At 41.6% G+C, this 16,799-nt stretch carries 10 protein-coding genes; 5 read left to right on the top strand and 5 right to left on the bottom strand.

The window, feature by feature from the left end; translation table 11 throughout:
* Positions 1–84: 84 nt before the first annotated feature.
* The gene (locus AC2SLO_RS09545; RefSeq protein ID WP_486542952.1) at positions 85–1,956 is read left to right on the top strand and encodes a sensor histidine kinase; all 1,872 of its coding nucleotides are present in this window, start codon (positions 85–87) and stop codon (positions 1,954–1,956) included.
* 138 nt (positions 1,957–2,094) lie between these two features.
* On the opposite strand, the gene AC2SLO_RS09540 is transcribed toward AC2SLO_RS09545, so the two are convergent.
* Together AC2SLO_RS09540 and AC2SLO_RS09535 are read right to left on the bottom strand one after the other, a co-directional pair.
* Complete coding sequence (locus AC2SLO_RS09540; RefSeq protein ID WP_486542954.1) at positions 2,095–3,267, bottom strand: D-alanyl-D-alanine carboxypeptidase family protein; 1,173 nt, start codon at positions 3,265–3,267, stop codon at positions 2,095–2,097.
* A gap of 523 nt (positions 3,268–3,790) precedes the next feature.
* Entirely contained in the window at positions 3,791–4,207 is a 417-nt protein-coding gene (locus tag AC2SLO_RS09535) for an MCR_0457 family protein (protein ID WP_486542956.1), read from the bottom strand.
* A gap of 635 nt (positions 4,208–4,842) precedes the next feature.
* Between AC2SLO_RS09535 and AC2SLO_RS09530 the strand changes: the two genes are divergently transcribed.
* Entirely contained in the window at positions 4,843–5,682 is an 840-nt protein-coding gene (locus AC2SLO_RS09530) for a peptidoglycan DD-metalloendopeptidase family protein (RefSeq protein ID WP_486542957.1), read from the top strand.
* A gap of 550 nt (positions 5,683–6,232) precedes the next feature.
* Here the strand turns inward: AC2SLO_RS09530 and AC2SLO_RS09525 are convergent.
* Together AC2SLO_RS09525 and lptD are read right to left on the bottom strand one after the other, a co-directional pair.
* Positions 6,233–7,729, bottom strand: a complete 1,497-nt coding sequence (locus AC2SLO_RS09525) for a peptidylprolyl isomerase (RefSeq protein ID WP_486542974.1) — start codon at positions 7,727–7,729, stop codon at positions 6,233–6,235.
* Positions 7,730–7,850: 121 nt separating this feature from the next.
* Positions 7,851–11,366, bottom strand: a complete 3,516-nt coding sequence (lptD, locus tag AC2SLO_RS09520) for an LPS assembly protein LptD (RefSeq protein ID WP_486542976.1) — start codon at positions 11,364–11,366, stop codon at positions 7,851–7,853.
* Between the two features lie 563 nt (positions 11,367–11,929).
* Between lptD and AC2SLO_RS09515 the strand changes: the two genes are divergently transcribed.
* Both AC2SLO_RS09515 and murU read left to right on the top strand, forming a co-directional pair.
* Positions 11,930–13,093 carry an aminoglycoside phosphotransferase family protein gene (locus AC2SLO_RS09515; protein WP_486542978.1) on the top strand — a complete coding sequence of 388 codons (1,164 nt, stop codon included), beginning with the start codon at positions 11,930–11,932 and terminating at the stop codon, positions 13,091–13,093.
* Between the two features lie 72 nt (positions 13,094–13,165).
* On the top strand, positions 13,166–13,945 hold the full coding sequence (gene murU, locus AC2SLO_RS09510; protein ID WP_486542980.1) for an N-acetylmuramate alpha-1-phosphate uridylyltransferase MurU: 780 nt from the start codon (positions 13,166–13,168) through the stop codon (positions 13,943–13,945).
* A 122-nt stretch (positions 13,946–14,067) separates the two neighbouring features.
* Here the strand turns inward: murU and AC2SLO_RS09505 are convergent, their stop codons facing one another.
* Positions 14,068–14,898 carry a hypothetical protein gene (locus tag AC2SLO_RS09505; protein WP_495637071.1) on the bottom strand — a complete coding sequence of 277 codons (831 nt, stop codon included), beginning with the start codon at positions 14,896–14,898 and terminating at the stop codon, positions 14,068–14,070.
* A gap of 919 nt (positions 14,899–15,817) precedes the next feature.
* Here AC2SLO_RS09505 and AC2SLO_RS09500 point away from each other — a divergent pair.
* Positions 15,818–16,774, top strand: a complete 957-nt coding sequence (locus AC2SLO_RS09500) for an OmpA family protein (protein ID WP_486543860.1) — start codon at positions 15,818–15,820, stop codon at positions 16,772–16,774.
* The last annotated feature ends 25 nt before the right edge of the window (positions 16,775–16,799 follow it).

Below are 16,799 nucleotides of genomic sequence, written 5' to 3'. Positions count from 1 at the left end.
TAATAATGCACGGGGTGTTAATGGTGACCGACTATTTACTCTAAATATTCTAAAATAACGTTGTCGCGCTACATTTGGTTGAATGTGGCGCTTCCTGTATGTGTGCTATTTTTGCTCTCGCTGATGTTTGTGATTGGCACTGGTTTATATGATACTTACCAAAGTAAAAAGGTTGAGGTTGAAAGCTTAGCGCACTTATTAAGTCATAATGCATCGCTTAATTACAGCGATGTTGTTGCTGAACAAGTGAATATGAGCATGAAGCAGGACAGGGTTTTGAAGGACATTAGCTTCTATACTGCTGACAAAGCGATTGTCGCTGATAATCCGCAAGACAGTGATTGGAGAAATGCGCTGTTTAATCCTTCAATGAGTGTGCATACGGAGGTTGTTCGAACTGAAGCTAACAATACAACAAACACATCTAACCAGCACCCACCTCAATATTTCAACCATTCTGCAACAGCTATTCATAATTTACCGATAGAGAACAATGCCACATTAATTGGTCATATCAGTATTATTGTTGATTTGCAGCAGCTACGTGCACAGTGGTTTAAGCAGTATGCCCATATACTGGGGATGATGCTAATAGGCTTTTTGATTTTCTTGGCCTTTATTTATTGGCGACTGCGTGTGCCTCTACACGCTTTGACAAGTATGGGAAATCAGGCAAAACAGGCGGCGACTAAAACCTATATCGACACCAATCCGCTAACTTTGCATGAAAAGAGGTTTGCTGAGTTAAATGATATGCATGCACTGGTAATGCTATTGATTAAACAATATCGATTACTCAGTGCTAATTACGACGTCTTAAAAAAAGAAGGCAGTCAACATCAGCGGCAGCAACAATCGGCGAGTCAAAATAGCAGCTTTCAAAGCATGATTATTCATGAGTTAAAAAACTCACTCGATGACATCAGTAGTGGGCTTAAGCTTATGGACAGCCAATATATTAGTAATGAGCTGGCAAGTGCGGTCACCGAGATACGAGAAGGCGTAACGCATTTAGAGTCGACACTCAGCCAAATTGTACAGCTGAACCGTATTGAGAGTGGGCAGGTCAGTATCAGTGTGATTGATCTAAGTCCTGTTCAGATCATTGATAGTATTGCGCAGAAATATAAGCCACAAGCCAACAAGAAAGGCGTGTCTTTTGTCACAAATATTCACCATATCGATACCTTATTGGCTGGAGATGACACCAAAATACGCCGCATTATTGAAGAGTTAGTCAATAATGCAGTGCGATATACCGAATCAGGTAGCATCCATATTGATTCTAAGATTGATTATTTTAAACAGAACGTACGTTGGACAGTAAAAGTAACGGATACCGGTATTGGCATCAATAACAAACATATGAAAAACGTGTTTGTGCCCTTTTTCCAAGTCAGCCCTGCGGACCAGAGTCCGAACAAAGGTAGCGGTATTAGCCTTGGCGTGGTTTATAAGCTGGTACAGTTATTAGGTGGCGAGTTAAATGTGTCTAGTGTAGAAAATAAAGGCTCAACCTTTACCTTAGTACTAAATTTACGTGATTGGCGATTACATCAGGTACTTACTCAGCTGGCTGGCATCAACATACTTGTCTTTGAGCAAGATTATGAATCACTAGAAGTAGCAGCGCTCACCTCTAACAGCATCAACAATCTAGAGGCCTATGGTGCCTCAGTAACTGTGGTCAAAAATATTGATAGCCTAATGGAGCAGTTAAATAATCAGACCGCGCAATTGGTATTAATCTCTGAATACACATCTTATGATACCGTCAATATACTGTGTCAATCGGTTCGTGAGCAAGAGATGAGTCAGCGTGTCTTATTAGTATGGTATCAAAGCGATTTGCCTGAGCATAAGCTTGCAGAATTAGAAGCGGTCGGCCTTGATTATGTGCTTAGTCCGCAATTGCCTTATGAAGAGCAGGCGAATTTATTAAAGCAGTGGCTGTGATATAACCATATTGGTATTCAAAAGATAGAGAGGTAACAAGGGGACGGCTATTAATAGTCGTCCCCTTGTTATGTTTTATGGTTGCTATTTATTTTAATAACCAAGCGATCTATAGACTATTATTCAAACCATGACAGCTTAAAACAAGCTGCTAAACCATTTGGTCACATGCTGCCATGCACGCATGAAGAAGCCAGACTCCTCGACCGATTCTGTAGCAATAATAGGCACAGAGGCAACTGATTTGCCATCAACAACAGCCATCATTTTACCGATTTCCTGACCTTTACTGATAGGTGCGCTGATGTTATCTGAGATATTAACCACAGTGCTCACTTTGTCTTTTTGGGTTTTGGCGATTAATACTTTTAATGCCTCCCCAGTGGCCACTTTCACAGAATCGGATTTACCAAAATAGACGGGTAAGGTATCAATATATTGACCTTGAGGCGCTAGTACTACAGTATCAAAGTGACCAAAGCCCCAGTTGAGTAGTTCACGTGACTGATCAGCGCGCGCTTGCATGCTTTGACTGCCCATAATTACAGAGATAAGGCGCATATCATCACGTTTACTTGATGCCACTAAGCAATAACCGGCGGCATTAGTATGGCCTGTTTTTAGGCCATCAACGGTAGAGTCGGTAAGTAATAGGGCGTTACGGTTACCTTGAGTAATATTATTATAGGTAAACTCTTTTTCAGAGTAGATATTATAATAATCGCCGCCCTCATTAATAATGGCACGCGCAAGGATAGCTAAGTCACGTGCAGAGGCTTGATGGCCCTCATCTGGCATACCTGTGGCATTCTTAAAGTGGGTATTGGTCATGCCCAAACGCTTGGCTTCGGCATTCATCATTTCGGCAAAGGCTTCTTCACTACCTGCCAAATGCTCTGCCATGGCTTTAGATGCATCGTTACCAGACTGAATAATAATGCCGCGCAGCATATCAATTACTGAAGCCGTCTTATTCACAGGTACGTACATACAAGACTGGTTGCTGCTACCACGGCACCATGCATTTTCGCTCATCAGTACCGGCTCATCTTCTTTGAGCTCGCCTGAACGCAGCTTTTGTTCAATAATATGACTGGTCATCATTTTTGTTAATGAGGCAGGCGGTAGCGGCTGATCGGCATTTTTCTCAGCCAAGATAACGCCGGTATCATAGTCCATTAACACGTAAGCGGCGTTGTCCATTTCAGGCGGACTGATAGCAGCCATTGACGTTGCAGAAAGCAGTAGAGCGCTTGTGCCTAGTAACAAGGATTTAACAGAAGGTAATAGCTTGGTTGAAAGAGCGGTCATATCTAAGACACCATATTTGGTCAGAGTTAATTTAGAGTATAGTGATGTCGTTTGAAACTCACCACAAGAATGCCAAGGCAGGTAGTATAAGCTTATTATTTCAAAGCAGGTTAACAAGCGTGGGTGGTCTCGTAGTACAGTCTAAGGTTTTCTGACTATATCTAAATAAAGCTAAATTTGAGGTAAATGTTTAAGATTCTAAGAATATCACATAATAGAGACTGAAAAGTACATGCTTGACCTAGAAGAATAAGACCTACGCCAAACGAGGGAATATATTAACAAATTGCTCATGGTGGTGAAACAAATAATTGAGTAATAAAGGCGCTAAATTAGGCCCTATAATTTTGCAACAAGTTGATAAAGTTTTTAGGTGAGTTCAGTATCGTTACAAAAGAGGCACTACAGGCAAACAAAAAGGCCGACCCGCTGGGAGCCGACCTAAATAACCTAAATAAATTTGCTATTGTTTGTCATTACTCATTAGGTTAATTAGCTGATATGTAAACGCACCAGTAGCTATTTATAACTCTGCATCGGCCAAGTCGTTACATAATGCTTTGTTCTCTTCACGAGAAAAGCCCATGGTCCAATTGCGCATGCTGGTCAAAATAACTTTATAGTCTTGCTGAGTAGACAAATATTGAATGGCTGCTTTCGGGTTATCAATGGTTGGTAGCATTTGTTTTAACTGTGCATTGTAAGATCTACGGAAGCCTGCACGTTGCCGATTGCTTAGCATTGGCGGGCAGACCTCTGAAAGAACCTGCAAGACGGCAATTTCATGCTTAGTCGCATTGGCACCGGCTAAGTCAACTGGGATAGTTGTTTCCGCTGCATGGGTTAATACAGAAGTAAAGAGCGCAACTGACCCCATCGCTGCAGTAACCAATAATTTATTTGCTGTTTTGGCCAATTTATTACCTAGATATTCTTTCATTAAATTTTCCATAGTCATCATCATCGTGTTCAAGTAGTAAAGCCGCTATCGAGTAATCTCAAGCTTTAGGGTATATAGCTTTACGGAATATATTGGATCAAGCCTGTCTTTTATCACATCTTGTATTTATTATATGGTCTATTATCCCACGCTTTGAGAGGGTAGATGTTTAGCAACTGTGACCCGACTTTTCTAAATGCGTAACGATTATTTTTGTAATCCGTCTTTAGCGCTATTTAAGTACTTTGGTAGTACAGTAATAGAAAGAGCAGCGTATTAAAAAAATAAGCGATCGGCATCGGCAGTAGCGATTAAATAGTTTTATACTATTGGTCTAACAAATAAAGCGATTTAGTGGATAACATTAGACCCTGTTGATATTTTAGCAGGTTTTAAAAGCCTTACCCTAACCAAGCCTGTATGCTCTGTAAAGAAACGTTATAGGTGTTGATTGTATATTGACTTAGGTCATTATGTGGTTAGGATTATAAATCAGAAATTTTGGTAGTACCGCGTTATATTGCAATTAAATAATGCCTGTACTGGCCGTTATTGTATTATAAAGTCACTGTCGTACACTTTTTCGTTATCTTTGAATCTATTGTCAATATTGTATTTTTTATAGGGAGACTTTCATGTCTAAGACGATTATTTTAGACGGGCACACCTCAGATGCTTGTAGTGATAACCAGTTAGTATCAAAAAATACCACGTCATTTAAGTTAAAGGGCATAGCTTTTGCAGTTCTAGGCGGTGCCTTAATGCTATCAGGCTGTGCGACCAAGCCTGTCTATCAAAATGCCGGTGGTCCAAATATTCAAGTAAATGCACGCGGCGTTCCAAATTTCTATAAAGTTCAATCAGGCGACACAGTTAGCGAGATTGCGGCACGTTATGGCCTAAATTATCGCCAATTAGGCGCATTAAACCGCTTAGATAGCCGTTACACTATTTATGCAGGGCAGTGGCTAAAGCTTTGGGAGGGCGGTAACATGGCGCCACCTGTATCTGCTAATAGAGCACAGCCAGTACGTAATACACCGACCTATTCAGCCCCACCTGTACAAAATAACAGACCAGCGCCACAGACCAGTAACGGCGTATCAGAAACGGGTTATACCTATCCAACGACTAACCCAGTCACTAAGAACTTTAATGCCAGTACTGGCGAGATGAGTATGTGGTTTAGTGGCCGCACAGGCGACCCTATCGTTGCCAGTAAATCTGGTCAAGTTTTGTATGCAGGTAATGGCTTACCAGAGTATGGCAACTTAGTCATGATTCGACACGATGATAGATATATCACGGTATATGCTCATAATGAGCAGCTGTTTGTGAAAGAGGGCGACCGCGTACAAACCGGTCAGCGTATCGCTAGCATGGGTAGTTCTGGTCAGACTTCACAAGTAGGTTTAGAATTCCAAGTGCGTGAAGATGGCAGTCCTGTCGATCCACGAGGTGTATTAGGTCTATAGTTGTCTTTGCGTAATTATAGTCAGTTACTACTAGATAGTTACGGTATTAATATCGCTAAGCCTACATATATAGTACATGTGCTTGGTGACCTTGTCACCATTTTAGAATTCTCTGACTATATTATAGAAATTAGACTAGGGCGTGTGGAACATTCGACCATGGCACTGGCGGCGACTATTTTTTAGTCAATATGCAGTGAAATTTTTGACGCTTAGTCATTCTAAGTTAGACAATTTCGCAAACTATTGGCAAAAAAGAGTCCCGCTCCTGAGAACGGATTAAGCAAAGCACTGCTTTGCCCGTTCGCAAGGCGAGAGCTGTGCTCGAGTGAGGCTGATGCTAAAATCGCCCCAGACGTTGTTGCAAACCTAGTCAAGGTCTAGACATTAACTACGGTTTACGCCTAGTCTGAAACAATTTTAGCTATCAGCAGTGCTAATTTGCGAATGTTCCACACGCCCTAATACTTAATCAAAAAGGAGCCCGCGATATTAATATTGCGGGCTCCTTTTTGATCCTATAGTATTAAGCCTTGAAGGCTAAACCACCTTAGTCAAAGATTTGGATATAGGCGTTGGCACGTAATTCTTGTAACCAATCTTCTTGCGCTTGAGGCGCCAAGCGTTGGAATAGCGCATCACGGGCTAGATTACGCTTAACTGTGTCACTCACATCTTTCTCACGGGTGTCTTCTACTTTAAGAATATGCCAACCAAACTGCGATTTGAACGGTGTTGAGAAATCGCCCTCTGGTGTACGCTTCATCATCTCTTCAAACTCAGGTACCATTTGACCTTCAGCTACCCAGTCCAAATCACCACCACGGCCGGCTGAACCAGGATCGTCTGAATAGGTGGCTGCCAATGCGGCAAAGTCAGCATCACGGCGCAGCTGCTCATAAATATCATTAATCTTTTGTTCAGCCAGCGCATCGCTGTTCATTGCATCAGCTTGAACTAAGATATGACGGACTTTCCACTGCGGAATAATCATATTTTCACTGCCACGCTTATCGACCAATTTGACCACATCAATACCTGCTGGTGTGATTTGTGGTTCTGTCACATCACCTGGGTTTAATGGGGTAATGCTTTTTGCAATATCAGTCGGCAAAGTAGAGGCTTCATGATAGCCCATATCTCCCCCTTGTACCGGTGTCACATAGTCACGAGCAATACCATTTGACAACTCATCTAAGACTATTTGTGCGTCATTCGTGGTTTGTAATAACGCACGGGTTTGCTGCGCAATTTGCATGGCTTGTTCTTTTTCGCTATCGGTGATGCGGCTGTAGTCATCACTAAAAGGTACACGGATATGAATGGTATGGTATTCAGTCTGCTGCAGGCGCTGTGCTTCTGGTGACGCTAAGAAAGCATCCACGTCTTGCTCAGAGATACTTACACGGTTTCTTACTTGGCTTTGTTGCAAGGTTTTTAAAGACTCTTCTTCAATGATTCTTGAGCGAAGGTTAGCATAGCTGCTTGGCTGACGGGCATCTAAAGCTTGCTGCAATTCTGTTAATGAGCTGTAGCCTTGTGATTGTGCAATACGCGCTAATCCTTGGTTAACCGCATCTGGATTAGGACGGATGCCGGCTCTTTTAGCCATACTCAACTGTAGCTCACGCATAATCAGGCTGTTCAACACTTCACTTTGTAATTGTTGAGTACTTGGCATAGGCTGACCGCTGGCTTGAATCTGTGCACGAGCAGCAGCGATGCCTTGGGCTAAGTCGCTTTTAAGAATAGGGGTGTCATTAACCAAAGCGATTAAGCCGTTATCACTTTCACGTGCTGAAATAGGCGTTGGCGCCTTTGTAGACGTTGTCTCAAGAGTCTGTACAGAACTCACTTCACTTGCTTCGGCAGTTTTATTCTCTGTCTCGTTGGCAGCATAAGCAGGGACAGTCAATAAACCAAGCGCTGAGCTGATCATCAGGGTGCGGGTTAAGGTCTTTAATCGACCAGTACCAAAGGTTGGTTGAGGAGAAGTGCTAAGATTTGGCTTATGTTCACTGCTTGAGATTGGGCTGAGTATCGTCATAGTTGGCCTGCTTATTAATTTAATATCTAAGTAAAATAAATGTATCTAAAGGGGTAATACTATATATCAGTTATTCTCGGTAAAGCGGTAATAGCCGTCATTGGCTACCCATTATTTCGCTTTATCTTGATCTCCATAATGAATCAACAGGTTCAAAACCTAAGACTTTATCGTCTAAGTGTCTGCTTAGACGACTGCTGCGATTACCGATACCTTTAATTCTAAATTCCGCCATTACAGCATGGTTTGGGTCTTTATCTAAATTTAAATCATTATAATAACTGCGTCCGTAGATAGAGAAGCCATAACAGCAATCTTCATAATCCACACCAAGAGTCGCGTCAATAAATTTATTATTGCGGCTGTCATATTGACCTTGACCCATAAATCGCCAGTTATTGCTAATAGGAATAATGGTCGACGCAGTTAATGCCGATAACCTCGACTGGTTAGTGATAGGGTCCTCTTTACGCTCGACCACACCAAAATTAATTAAGCTGTTTGGCGTCGGGCGATATCTGATTTGACTTGAGATGTAGTTCAAATCATTGTCTGAGTTTAAAGCACCATTGAAGTCAAACCAAATATTACGGTATGGCTGCACACTTGAGCGCCAGGCCACGCCGGTTGAGTTGGCATCAAAGGTTTCGTCATCAGGCCCTAGGGTGACCTTGGGTTTGTCTAAAAAGAATTGGTCACCAATACTACCATCAAATCTTGTCACGCCCATGGCATCGATGTAACGATAGTTTACGCCGACAGATACGTTGTTACTGTCTGCCAGTCGGTCATGGCCTAAGAACCAGCTGTCTGCAAAGAGCTGGTCATAATCGAATGAAGCCACACGGGTATCGAAGTTGGGAATGTCTTCTTGCTTATCATATGCTGCATAAGTGTATTTTAAGCGTGGGGTCAACAACTGATAACCCCCTAAAGAATTATCAAACCAACCAAATGGTGAGCCTGATTGATATAAATTTACGCCAGAGTCGACACTAAACTTAGGCACAAAGGCTGTTTTGTCGTTATCAGAGCGAGACACATCGTTATCAATACGACTCTCTTCATCGTAAGCGGCGTACAGATGCTGTAAGCTCACTTTGGGGGTCATATAGCCCCATGTATTCTCTAATGGATAGCTGGCGCTTAGCTCATTAAACAGACGCACACCACTTTTTTCACTTTCAGAGTCATCATGAATCGATTTTTTGAAGTAAGCGGTGTCATGTGTACCAGTAATCCGTAAATTATTAAACGCACCGCTAAATTGTGGCAAACGATAATCAATAGATAGTTGCGGTAGACGAGAATAGGGCTTGTCTTTGTCCTGAATCTCATTACCATCGACATCAACCGCATCTAAGCTTTGGAAGGTTTCTACCTTAAATTGTGCATCTACGTAATCGTTATAATAATTAACCTGAGCACGTCTGGGTAAATTCAGACGGTTTTCAACGAGACCAAAGTCGTCAAAGTCGCTGACATAGTCAGGGTCAGACACATAGCTGAATACGGCATCAGCAGATAAGCGAGGTATCTCTTTTGACACCCAACCATGTTCAAAGAAGATACCGCGGCGGTCTTCATCATCATATTCTTTATCATTTGGCATATAGGCCGCGGTCAATTTACCATCACCGAAATTATCGGTTAAATAACGGAATTCACCGGTCAACATCGGATTACGATTGGTATAAACGTCAGTGGTTATCGTTGCGTCGTAGTTTGGTGCTAAGTTCAGATAATAAGGTACGCTTAATTTCAGACCGCTGTCACTATCAATACGCGCACTTGGGGTTAATAGACCCGAACTGCGTCTGTCATCAATTGGGAAGTTAAAGTAGGGCAGATAAAATACGGGCACTTTACCCAGACGGAAAGTCGCATCATATGCTTCACCGCGGCCGCTTTCTGTATCGATGTCAATTTGTTGTGCTTCAATTTGCCACTTGCGATTGGCAGGTGGACAGGTTGAGAACATCACCTTGTCTAATTGGTAGTGTGTCTCATCTGGCTTGTTCAGCTTTTGAGCATAACCATGGGCCTGCATTGGTACGCTAGCAAAGGCTACATCGTAAGCAGTCGCTTGGCTACTGGTTGTGTTGTAAGCCAACTCATCAGCAACGGCAATTAGTCCATTTTGATTGTGCGTACGCTGATTGGTTACCAATTGCTCTAGATTAGTCACTGAGGTATCTGGATTGGTTGGACCTGAGTATGCTAATAATACGCGGCCTTTGGCGCCGGCGATGCCGCTGTTTAAGTCTAAAGACACCTGATCTGCGGTGACCAGTTGACCATTTTGCATAACCTCGACATTACCTGCCAGCTCGACGTAAGTGGTGTTGTCGTAGTAAGCATAATCGGCCTGTGCGTGTAGCGGTAGGCCATTAACAGTCGATAGACCGTCTTCACGCTGCGCTCTCTGGATCGCTTGTTGGTAGGCCTCATCTGTGCCTAAATTAGTCGGCGTAACCCAAACCCCTTCACAGCGCGGTACGTTATCAAAGGCGGATTGACGCTTGAAGATATTAGGTCCTGCGACAGGTGCTGAGGCATTCGCGTCGATAACATTGCTTTCAGTGGAGGCGGTGTCTAAGTTAGACAAACGATCACGCAGGTCGCTCGCTTGTATTTGATAAAACTCTGCCAATCGCTCTAAACTTTTTTGAACACTGTCTTCCTCAAAGCTTTCAGAAAGCGTCTTTGAGTCACTGGCGCGTTTTTTTAGCCCAGACGCTTGAGTATTGTTTGCGGTTGTTTCTAGAACTTTAGTATTGCTAGCCGCATTGGCTGTATTTTTCTGTGCTTGCTCTGCTATATCGGCTGCTGAAGCATTGCTTTCAGTCATACCAATATAACCGTCTTCATTACTAATAGGCGGCGGTGCGTTACTCACTAATGATGACGTACTATCACTGATTGAGCCATTGTCCGACTGCGGTGCTAAATTTGACTGTGCTGTTAAAGGTAGATTATCAATGTTACGTAATTGCTGCGCTGCGGCTTGTTCGTCTGAATCTGACTTATTAGCAGAAGTCTTAGAAGTACGTTTAACCTGAGTTTCTAATTTATGAGAGTTGGTTTTATTGTGGCTAGCAACAGACTTAACGGATGCTTTTTGAGAAACAGGCTTAGTTACCTTTTGAGCCGTCGTCGCTGAATTGTTATTGGCATCAGAAGCAAGCGGTGATTGCTTGTCGGAATCATCTGACACATGACTTGTTACATGTGGCTCATTTAATTTAACTTGAGTGTCGCTAACAGATTTACTATTAGTCGTCTTATTATCTGAAGACTTTGTGAATACTAAAGGCTCTTCTGACACAGTCGACGGCGTATTTACCTGAACTGTGGTTTGCTTGGCTATTTGCGCGGCAGAAGGCTGCTGGCGAGAGAGCGATCTCACAGACTGCGTTGATGAGTCTTTGAGCGTAACGATATCCCCTGGATTAGCAGGCGTCGCAGATTCAACAGATGAGTGGTTATCTGTTTGAGGGCTGATAATGGCACCATAAGCACTAGGCACACTAATCAATAAGGGTAAGCTTATCGCTAGAGTAGTCTTAGTGTGCGGGCGGCGCGAGAAGTCACGGCAGGCACGCAGAATACTGCGGTATAGTTGCGAGTACAGCAAAGGAATACCTTATTATATTGAGTTAAAAAGTATCATGTCACTTAGCGGGCATCTACAGATGAGATGCACCGCTCTTGTTAACTGTTATGAGCAGGTTAATTCATCGAATTATCAGGCTATATTATATAGAATTGTTGGGCGATAAGTGATGATATAAATTTGCAGTATCTTATCATAGTCAAAAAAAGGCAAATCAGCTACACTATATTCCCATAAATTTATCAAAATCTTGACGGCTACATGAATTAAGCTGATTTAGTGACAATATAATCATAGCCAGACTAAAGAGTTACGGTGTTAACCTCGCTTAGCTTACTACAGTAGTACTTGCACTCGGTTGCCTTGTACCTTTTTTAGCTGGCTTTGACTATAGAATACCACTCCTGCTAGTTTATGTGATTATTTTAGTATTAATAAGCAGCTAAGTACCAGTAAATACAGTCAATTATATTGAAGAAATATGTTATCAAAATAGCCAAAGCTGTTAACGTGCTGTCATAGGCAGCGAAATCGATAGCTGCTTTGTCAGTCTCATTTATGATGCAAATAATAAGTGCCTAATTATGACAAATACCTCACCAAGCCAAAATCAAGCGGTAACCGCTGCACAATCACCGAATAGTTATCATACGCCAGAGCGTTTTGAGCAATTAACCCAGTTTGTACAGTCCGCGTTCGAGAATCAATCTTTTCGTATAGAGAGCCTGCCCGGAGATGCCAGCTTCCGACGTTATCACCGTGTTTTTTTAGAAGATGCAGCAGCGGCATGTGAGGCTGAACTAGACCCCAGTTATGTTGTTATGGACGCACCGCCTGAGCTCGAGTCGATTGAGAGCTTTGTACGTATTGATCATTTAATGGCCGATCATATTAATGTACCGACCCTATTGGCTCAAGATGGGTCGAATGGGTTTTTAGTACTGCAAGATTTTGGTAGCACAGAGTTTGCGCACTTATTATCAGATGCTAAGGTAAAACAAGACAGTGGCAAAATTGATGACTTGTATCGTTGGGCGATTGATTGCCTATTAGATTTACAAGGTATTGATATTGCGACAGCCAAGCAGTCGTTTGAGGTGCCTTATTATGATGCGCCAATGCTCGAGCGAGAAATGGCGTTATTTAGCGATTGGTTCTTGCCTTATATTGAAGTTGAATTAACGGGCGAAGCAAAAGTAATTTGGCAGCAATTTACCCAGTCAATTATTGGCTATATTACCAAGCAGCCAGCAGTGGTGGTGCATCGTGATTATCACAGTCGTAACCTGATGCAAGACCAATATCATAGCAGCGAGCTTGGAGTGATTGATTTCCAAGATGCCGTAATAGGTAGCTACACCTATGATTTGGTCTCCTTAGTACGAGACGCATACGTGGATTGGAGTGAAACGCAAATTGCAAGCTGGATTGAGTATTTCTGGCAACGCTCACAGCAGCTAGGGTTTGGCTATGCAGACAGTCTAAAGTCATTGACGCGTGATACTAATATCATGGGTCTACAGCGTCATCTTAAAGTGCTAGGGATCTTTGTCAGACTCTCAGAGCGTGATGGCAAGTCACGTTATTTAGCTGATATTCCTAAAGTATGGCGTGATTTGATGGTAGAGCTGCAGTGGCTTGTTGATAATGGCGATGCTAATATCAAACAAGCGGTTGAACCGATGACGCATTGGCTACAAAATAACGTTGCTGAAAAATTTGAGCACAAGTTTGGTCATTATCAATAGGTAATAGTTGACAGTACTGCTATTATTTTATAAAAACACGTCCAAAAAATAAGCATCAAAAAAGGTTAATCAATGACTTCTATCAAGCCTGCAGACAGTACCAATAATTCTTCTAGCAAACCTGTTTATCAGGCAATGATTTTGGCTGCGGGTAAAGGCACTCGGTTACGCCCGTTGACGCTAGAGACGCCAAAACCTTTGGTTAAGGTCGGCGGTCAACCGCTAATTGTCTGGCATATCAAAGCGCTCAAAGCAGCCGGTATTTCCAATATTGTTATTAATAGCTCTTGGCTGTCCGATAAATTGATGGCGGCAATTGGTGATGGTAGCGACTATGGGGTACAGATTCATTGGTCTGTCGAAGAAGATGAGCCATTAGAGACTGCTGGCGGGATAGCCAAAGCATTAAGAGAGTCGCTATTGGACAATGCGCCCTTCATTCTGATTAATGGTGATGTGTGGAGCGATTATGATTTGTCGCAGCTGATGGAATATCAGTTAAGTGCGGATCAAAAGGCACACCTGTTGATGATTGAAAACCCTGCGCACAATCCAAATGGCGATTTCGCTATCAATAATGGCTTGGCCAGTGAAACAGCGATTGCAGATGCGCCTAAATATACCTTTGCTGGTATCAGTGTGGTCTCACCAAAGCTGGTTGATGGCGTTGTCGCAGGGCAGGTGATGGCTTTGGCGCCATTATTAAAGCAGGCGATGCTAAAAATGCAGGTCACTGCAGAGGTTTTATCAGCCGATTGGGTCGATGTGGGCACACCTGAGCGTTTGGAGGCTATCAATAAGCAGATTAAAGAGAATGGCGCAGGCCCGCATCAAGGTTGTCCAGACAAGTAGCCAGATATCTGCTCGGCATTTATAGACTACTACGGCTAAATAAAGATAGATAAACGTCTTAAAACAAGAAGGGTCAGTACTTAATTTAAGTGCTGACCCTTTTTGTTTTAAATCGACTGTCTTTACTCTTGTATGTGACTAAACTCAGCCTCTGCAGCTTTATCTACGGCTAACTGCTCGCTGACAATAGCGACCTGCTCGTTCAAGCGATTACCTTGCTGATTTTGCCTATCTTGCAAATGCAGGTTTTTATTCCTCTCTTGCTGAGCTTTAATCTCACGCATTTTCTGCTCTTTTACTTTATTGATGGTAGCGCTTAGCTGAGTATTAATCTGCTCAACCTCTTGCGCTGCCTTATCATATTGCTGCTCATCAGCCGTGACCACCGCCTGCGCTTTGGGCACATCATCTTCCAACAATAAGCGCTCATTAGTATTACCTTGAGGGCGACGTCCTACGTTGGCATTACTATATGCATCATTCTGAGAATTCATTAAGGGCGCTTGAGAGGCGTTATCAGGAGTAGCATTATTGTTGTTAACTATCGCTTGCTCTGCTTTTTTAGATGCCGCTTTTTCTACATTGGTTTTATCTGCAGTGGTTGTTGTCTGAGTAGACTGCTCAGATTTAGAACCCTCTGACTCTGAATCATCAACTTGTGCTGTTTTATTATTATCAGATTCTTCATCAGTATCCTCTTTATCATCTGTTGAATTCTCAACAGAGTTAGTATCTGTGAGTGTAGCTACTACGTCTGTACCATTAGTTCCAATGGCTTCTTGAGCCGTACCATCAGCTTGCGGCTGTGAAGCAATGGCTTTATCGCTGTTAGCAGTTGGTGATGGCTGCTTTTGACTATTCCATAGTACGATAATGACCACAAGATGCAATGCAAGGGCAAGCAAGATTGCAGGGAGCCATTTTTTTAGTGAGGAAGATGGTTTTGGCGGCATGTATCTGATGTCCCAGTTAAACAAATTAAGCGGATAAGCAGCATTCTATACTATCTGATTTATACAGCGCAAAAGATATCCTTTATCTGTTCTATTATTTGTAATTATATAGTTTACATCTTCAGTTATTCAGTATGTTAAGTCATGTAACTAGCCTAACCTTTAGTTATTGTTCACTTTTTTCGATATTAGCCTAACTATAGCTATTTATTTATAACTGCTATTCAAATATATATTAATAAATTTAAGTTATTTATTATATTAGTATGGTTGATATATATTACTTTTTAAACTAAATATACTTTCATTAGTTCCTTATTAGTAATAATTAGTTACTTATTAATTTATGCAGTTAGATAAAAATAAATTATGTTTAATAAATAGTTAAAATATATTAATAACTAAATTATAAAAAAATACTTTTATCTAATGTATTTATAGAAAAAAATTTATAATTAAAATGGATAGTCTTTTACTATTATATAAGTCATTATTTTTAATGATATTATCATCATAATCTCTTTCAGCTTCCTTTACTCCTTATGTGTTTATGTAGGAAAAATAGCAAAACGAGATTGTATATTTTATAAAGTTAATTATAATCAACATGAACATATCTAAGCTGATTTATTTGCATAGGTTTGCTAAAGTATAATTTACATATATATTTAATATTTAGATACTGAAAATTTCTAATAAAATCATATATTTATTACAATAAGTTTAATTATCTATTAATAATTTGAAGTATCTTTTAGATATAAATTCTAAATAATTTATTAATAATTATTTCAAAGTATCTTTTATAGTTAGCAATTCAACAAACTGAAGATAGGAATAATTTAGATGAGAATACAATTGTGTAAGATTATTAAAGTCAATAAAAATAATTAATCAAAGTCAATTTAAGGAATTATCTATGAAAAACTTGAAAGTTAATAAAGGCTTGAAGACTAGCATACTGGCTACAGCACTGTTTTCAGCGCTTTTTGGTCTAACACAAACAGCCCAAGCTGCCGACACCCGACAAGTGGACTTAATTGGATGGCAGAAATCAGGCGATGCCAGTTTTAAAACCATCAGTGCAGACGCACTAGCAGAGAACGAAGCCAACCTTATCTTTATCCGCCCTCTAGATAACGACGGTTTACAAACCAGTGCCAACATCTCAGTAGACGGACGCTTTCAGGTCAGCTTGCAGCCAGGTCACTACTCTCAAGTAGTTTACTGCAGCGGTCAACACAACATCACCGTAATGCCTACCGGCGCCAAAACAAACGACCTAAGCAACACCTCTGCAACCACTCCTATCGAACTTGCCCCTCAGCGCAATCACTATATCTACGTTGACATTGATGACAACACTGCTCAACCAAAACTAAGCCTTTTAGAAGCAGACTACGCTCAAAACCTACTTGCTGATCAAAAACAGCAAGTCCATCAAATCAGCCGTGTGGTTCGTGACTGTCCAGCGGTCGTTGTACAGCCAGAGCCAGAACCACAGCCAGAACCCATCAAAGTCGAAATCGATAAACCAATCAACCTAGAAGTGTTGTTTGAATTTGACAAAGCCATTGTACAGCCCATGTTTAACGCCCGTATCGAAGCCGTTGCAAGCTTTATGAAGAAATATCCAAATACCAGCACCATCATCGAAGGTCATACCGACAGTATGGGCTCAGACAGCTACAACATGGACCTATCAAAACGTCGTGCAGAAGCCGTTAAACAACAACTTGTGACCATGTATAGCATTGATCCAAATCGACTACAAACGCAAGGCTTTGGTGAAACGAGACCAGTTGACACCAATGCCACACCAGAAGGTCGTTACAATAACCGCCGCGTTGTCGCAACCGTTAGTGCAAAAAAATAAAAGAATTTAAAAAATAAAAAGCGAA

Source organism: Psychrobacter sp. CX14, from assembly GCF_057396205.2.
This window is presented reverse-complemented; position numbering and strand designations above follow the sequence as displayed.

Coding starts and splice junctions, on each gene's coding strand:
- AC2SLO_RS09540 (WP_486542954.1), bottom strand. CDS start 3,267: ATGACCGCTCTTTCAACCAAGCTATTACCTTCTGTTAAATCCTTGTTA.
- AC2SLO_RS09535 (WP_486542956.1), bottom strand. CDS start 4,207: ATGAAAGAATATCTAGGTAATAAATTGGCCAAAACAGCAAATAAATTA.
- AC2SLO_RS09530 (WP_486542957.1), top strand. CDS start 4,843: ATGTCTAAGACGATTATTTTAGACGGGCACACCTCAGATGCTTGTAGT.
- AC2SLO_RS09525 (WP_486542974.1), bottom strand. CDS start 7,729: ATGACGATACTCAGCCCAATCTCAAGCAGTGAACATAAGCCAAATCTT.
- AC2SLO_RS09515 (WP_486542978.1), top strand. CDS start 11,930: ATGACAAATACCTCACCAAGCCAAAATCAAGCGGTAACCGCTGCACAA.
- murU (WP_486542980.1), top strand. CDS start 13,166: ATGACTTCTATCAAGCCTGCAGACAGTACCAATAATTCTTCTAGCAAA.
- AC2SLO_RS09505 (WP_495637071.1), bottom strand. CDS start 14,898: ATGCCGCCAAAACCATCTTCCTCACTAAAAAAATGGCTCCCTGCAATC.
- AC2SLO_RS09500 (WP_486543860.1), top strand. CDS start 15,818: ATGAAAAACTTGAAAGTTAATAAAGGCTTGAAGACTAGCATACTGGCT.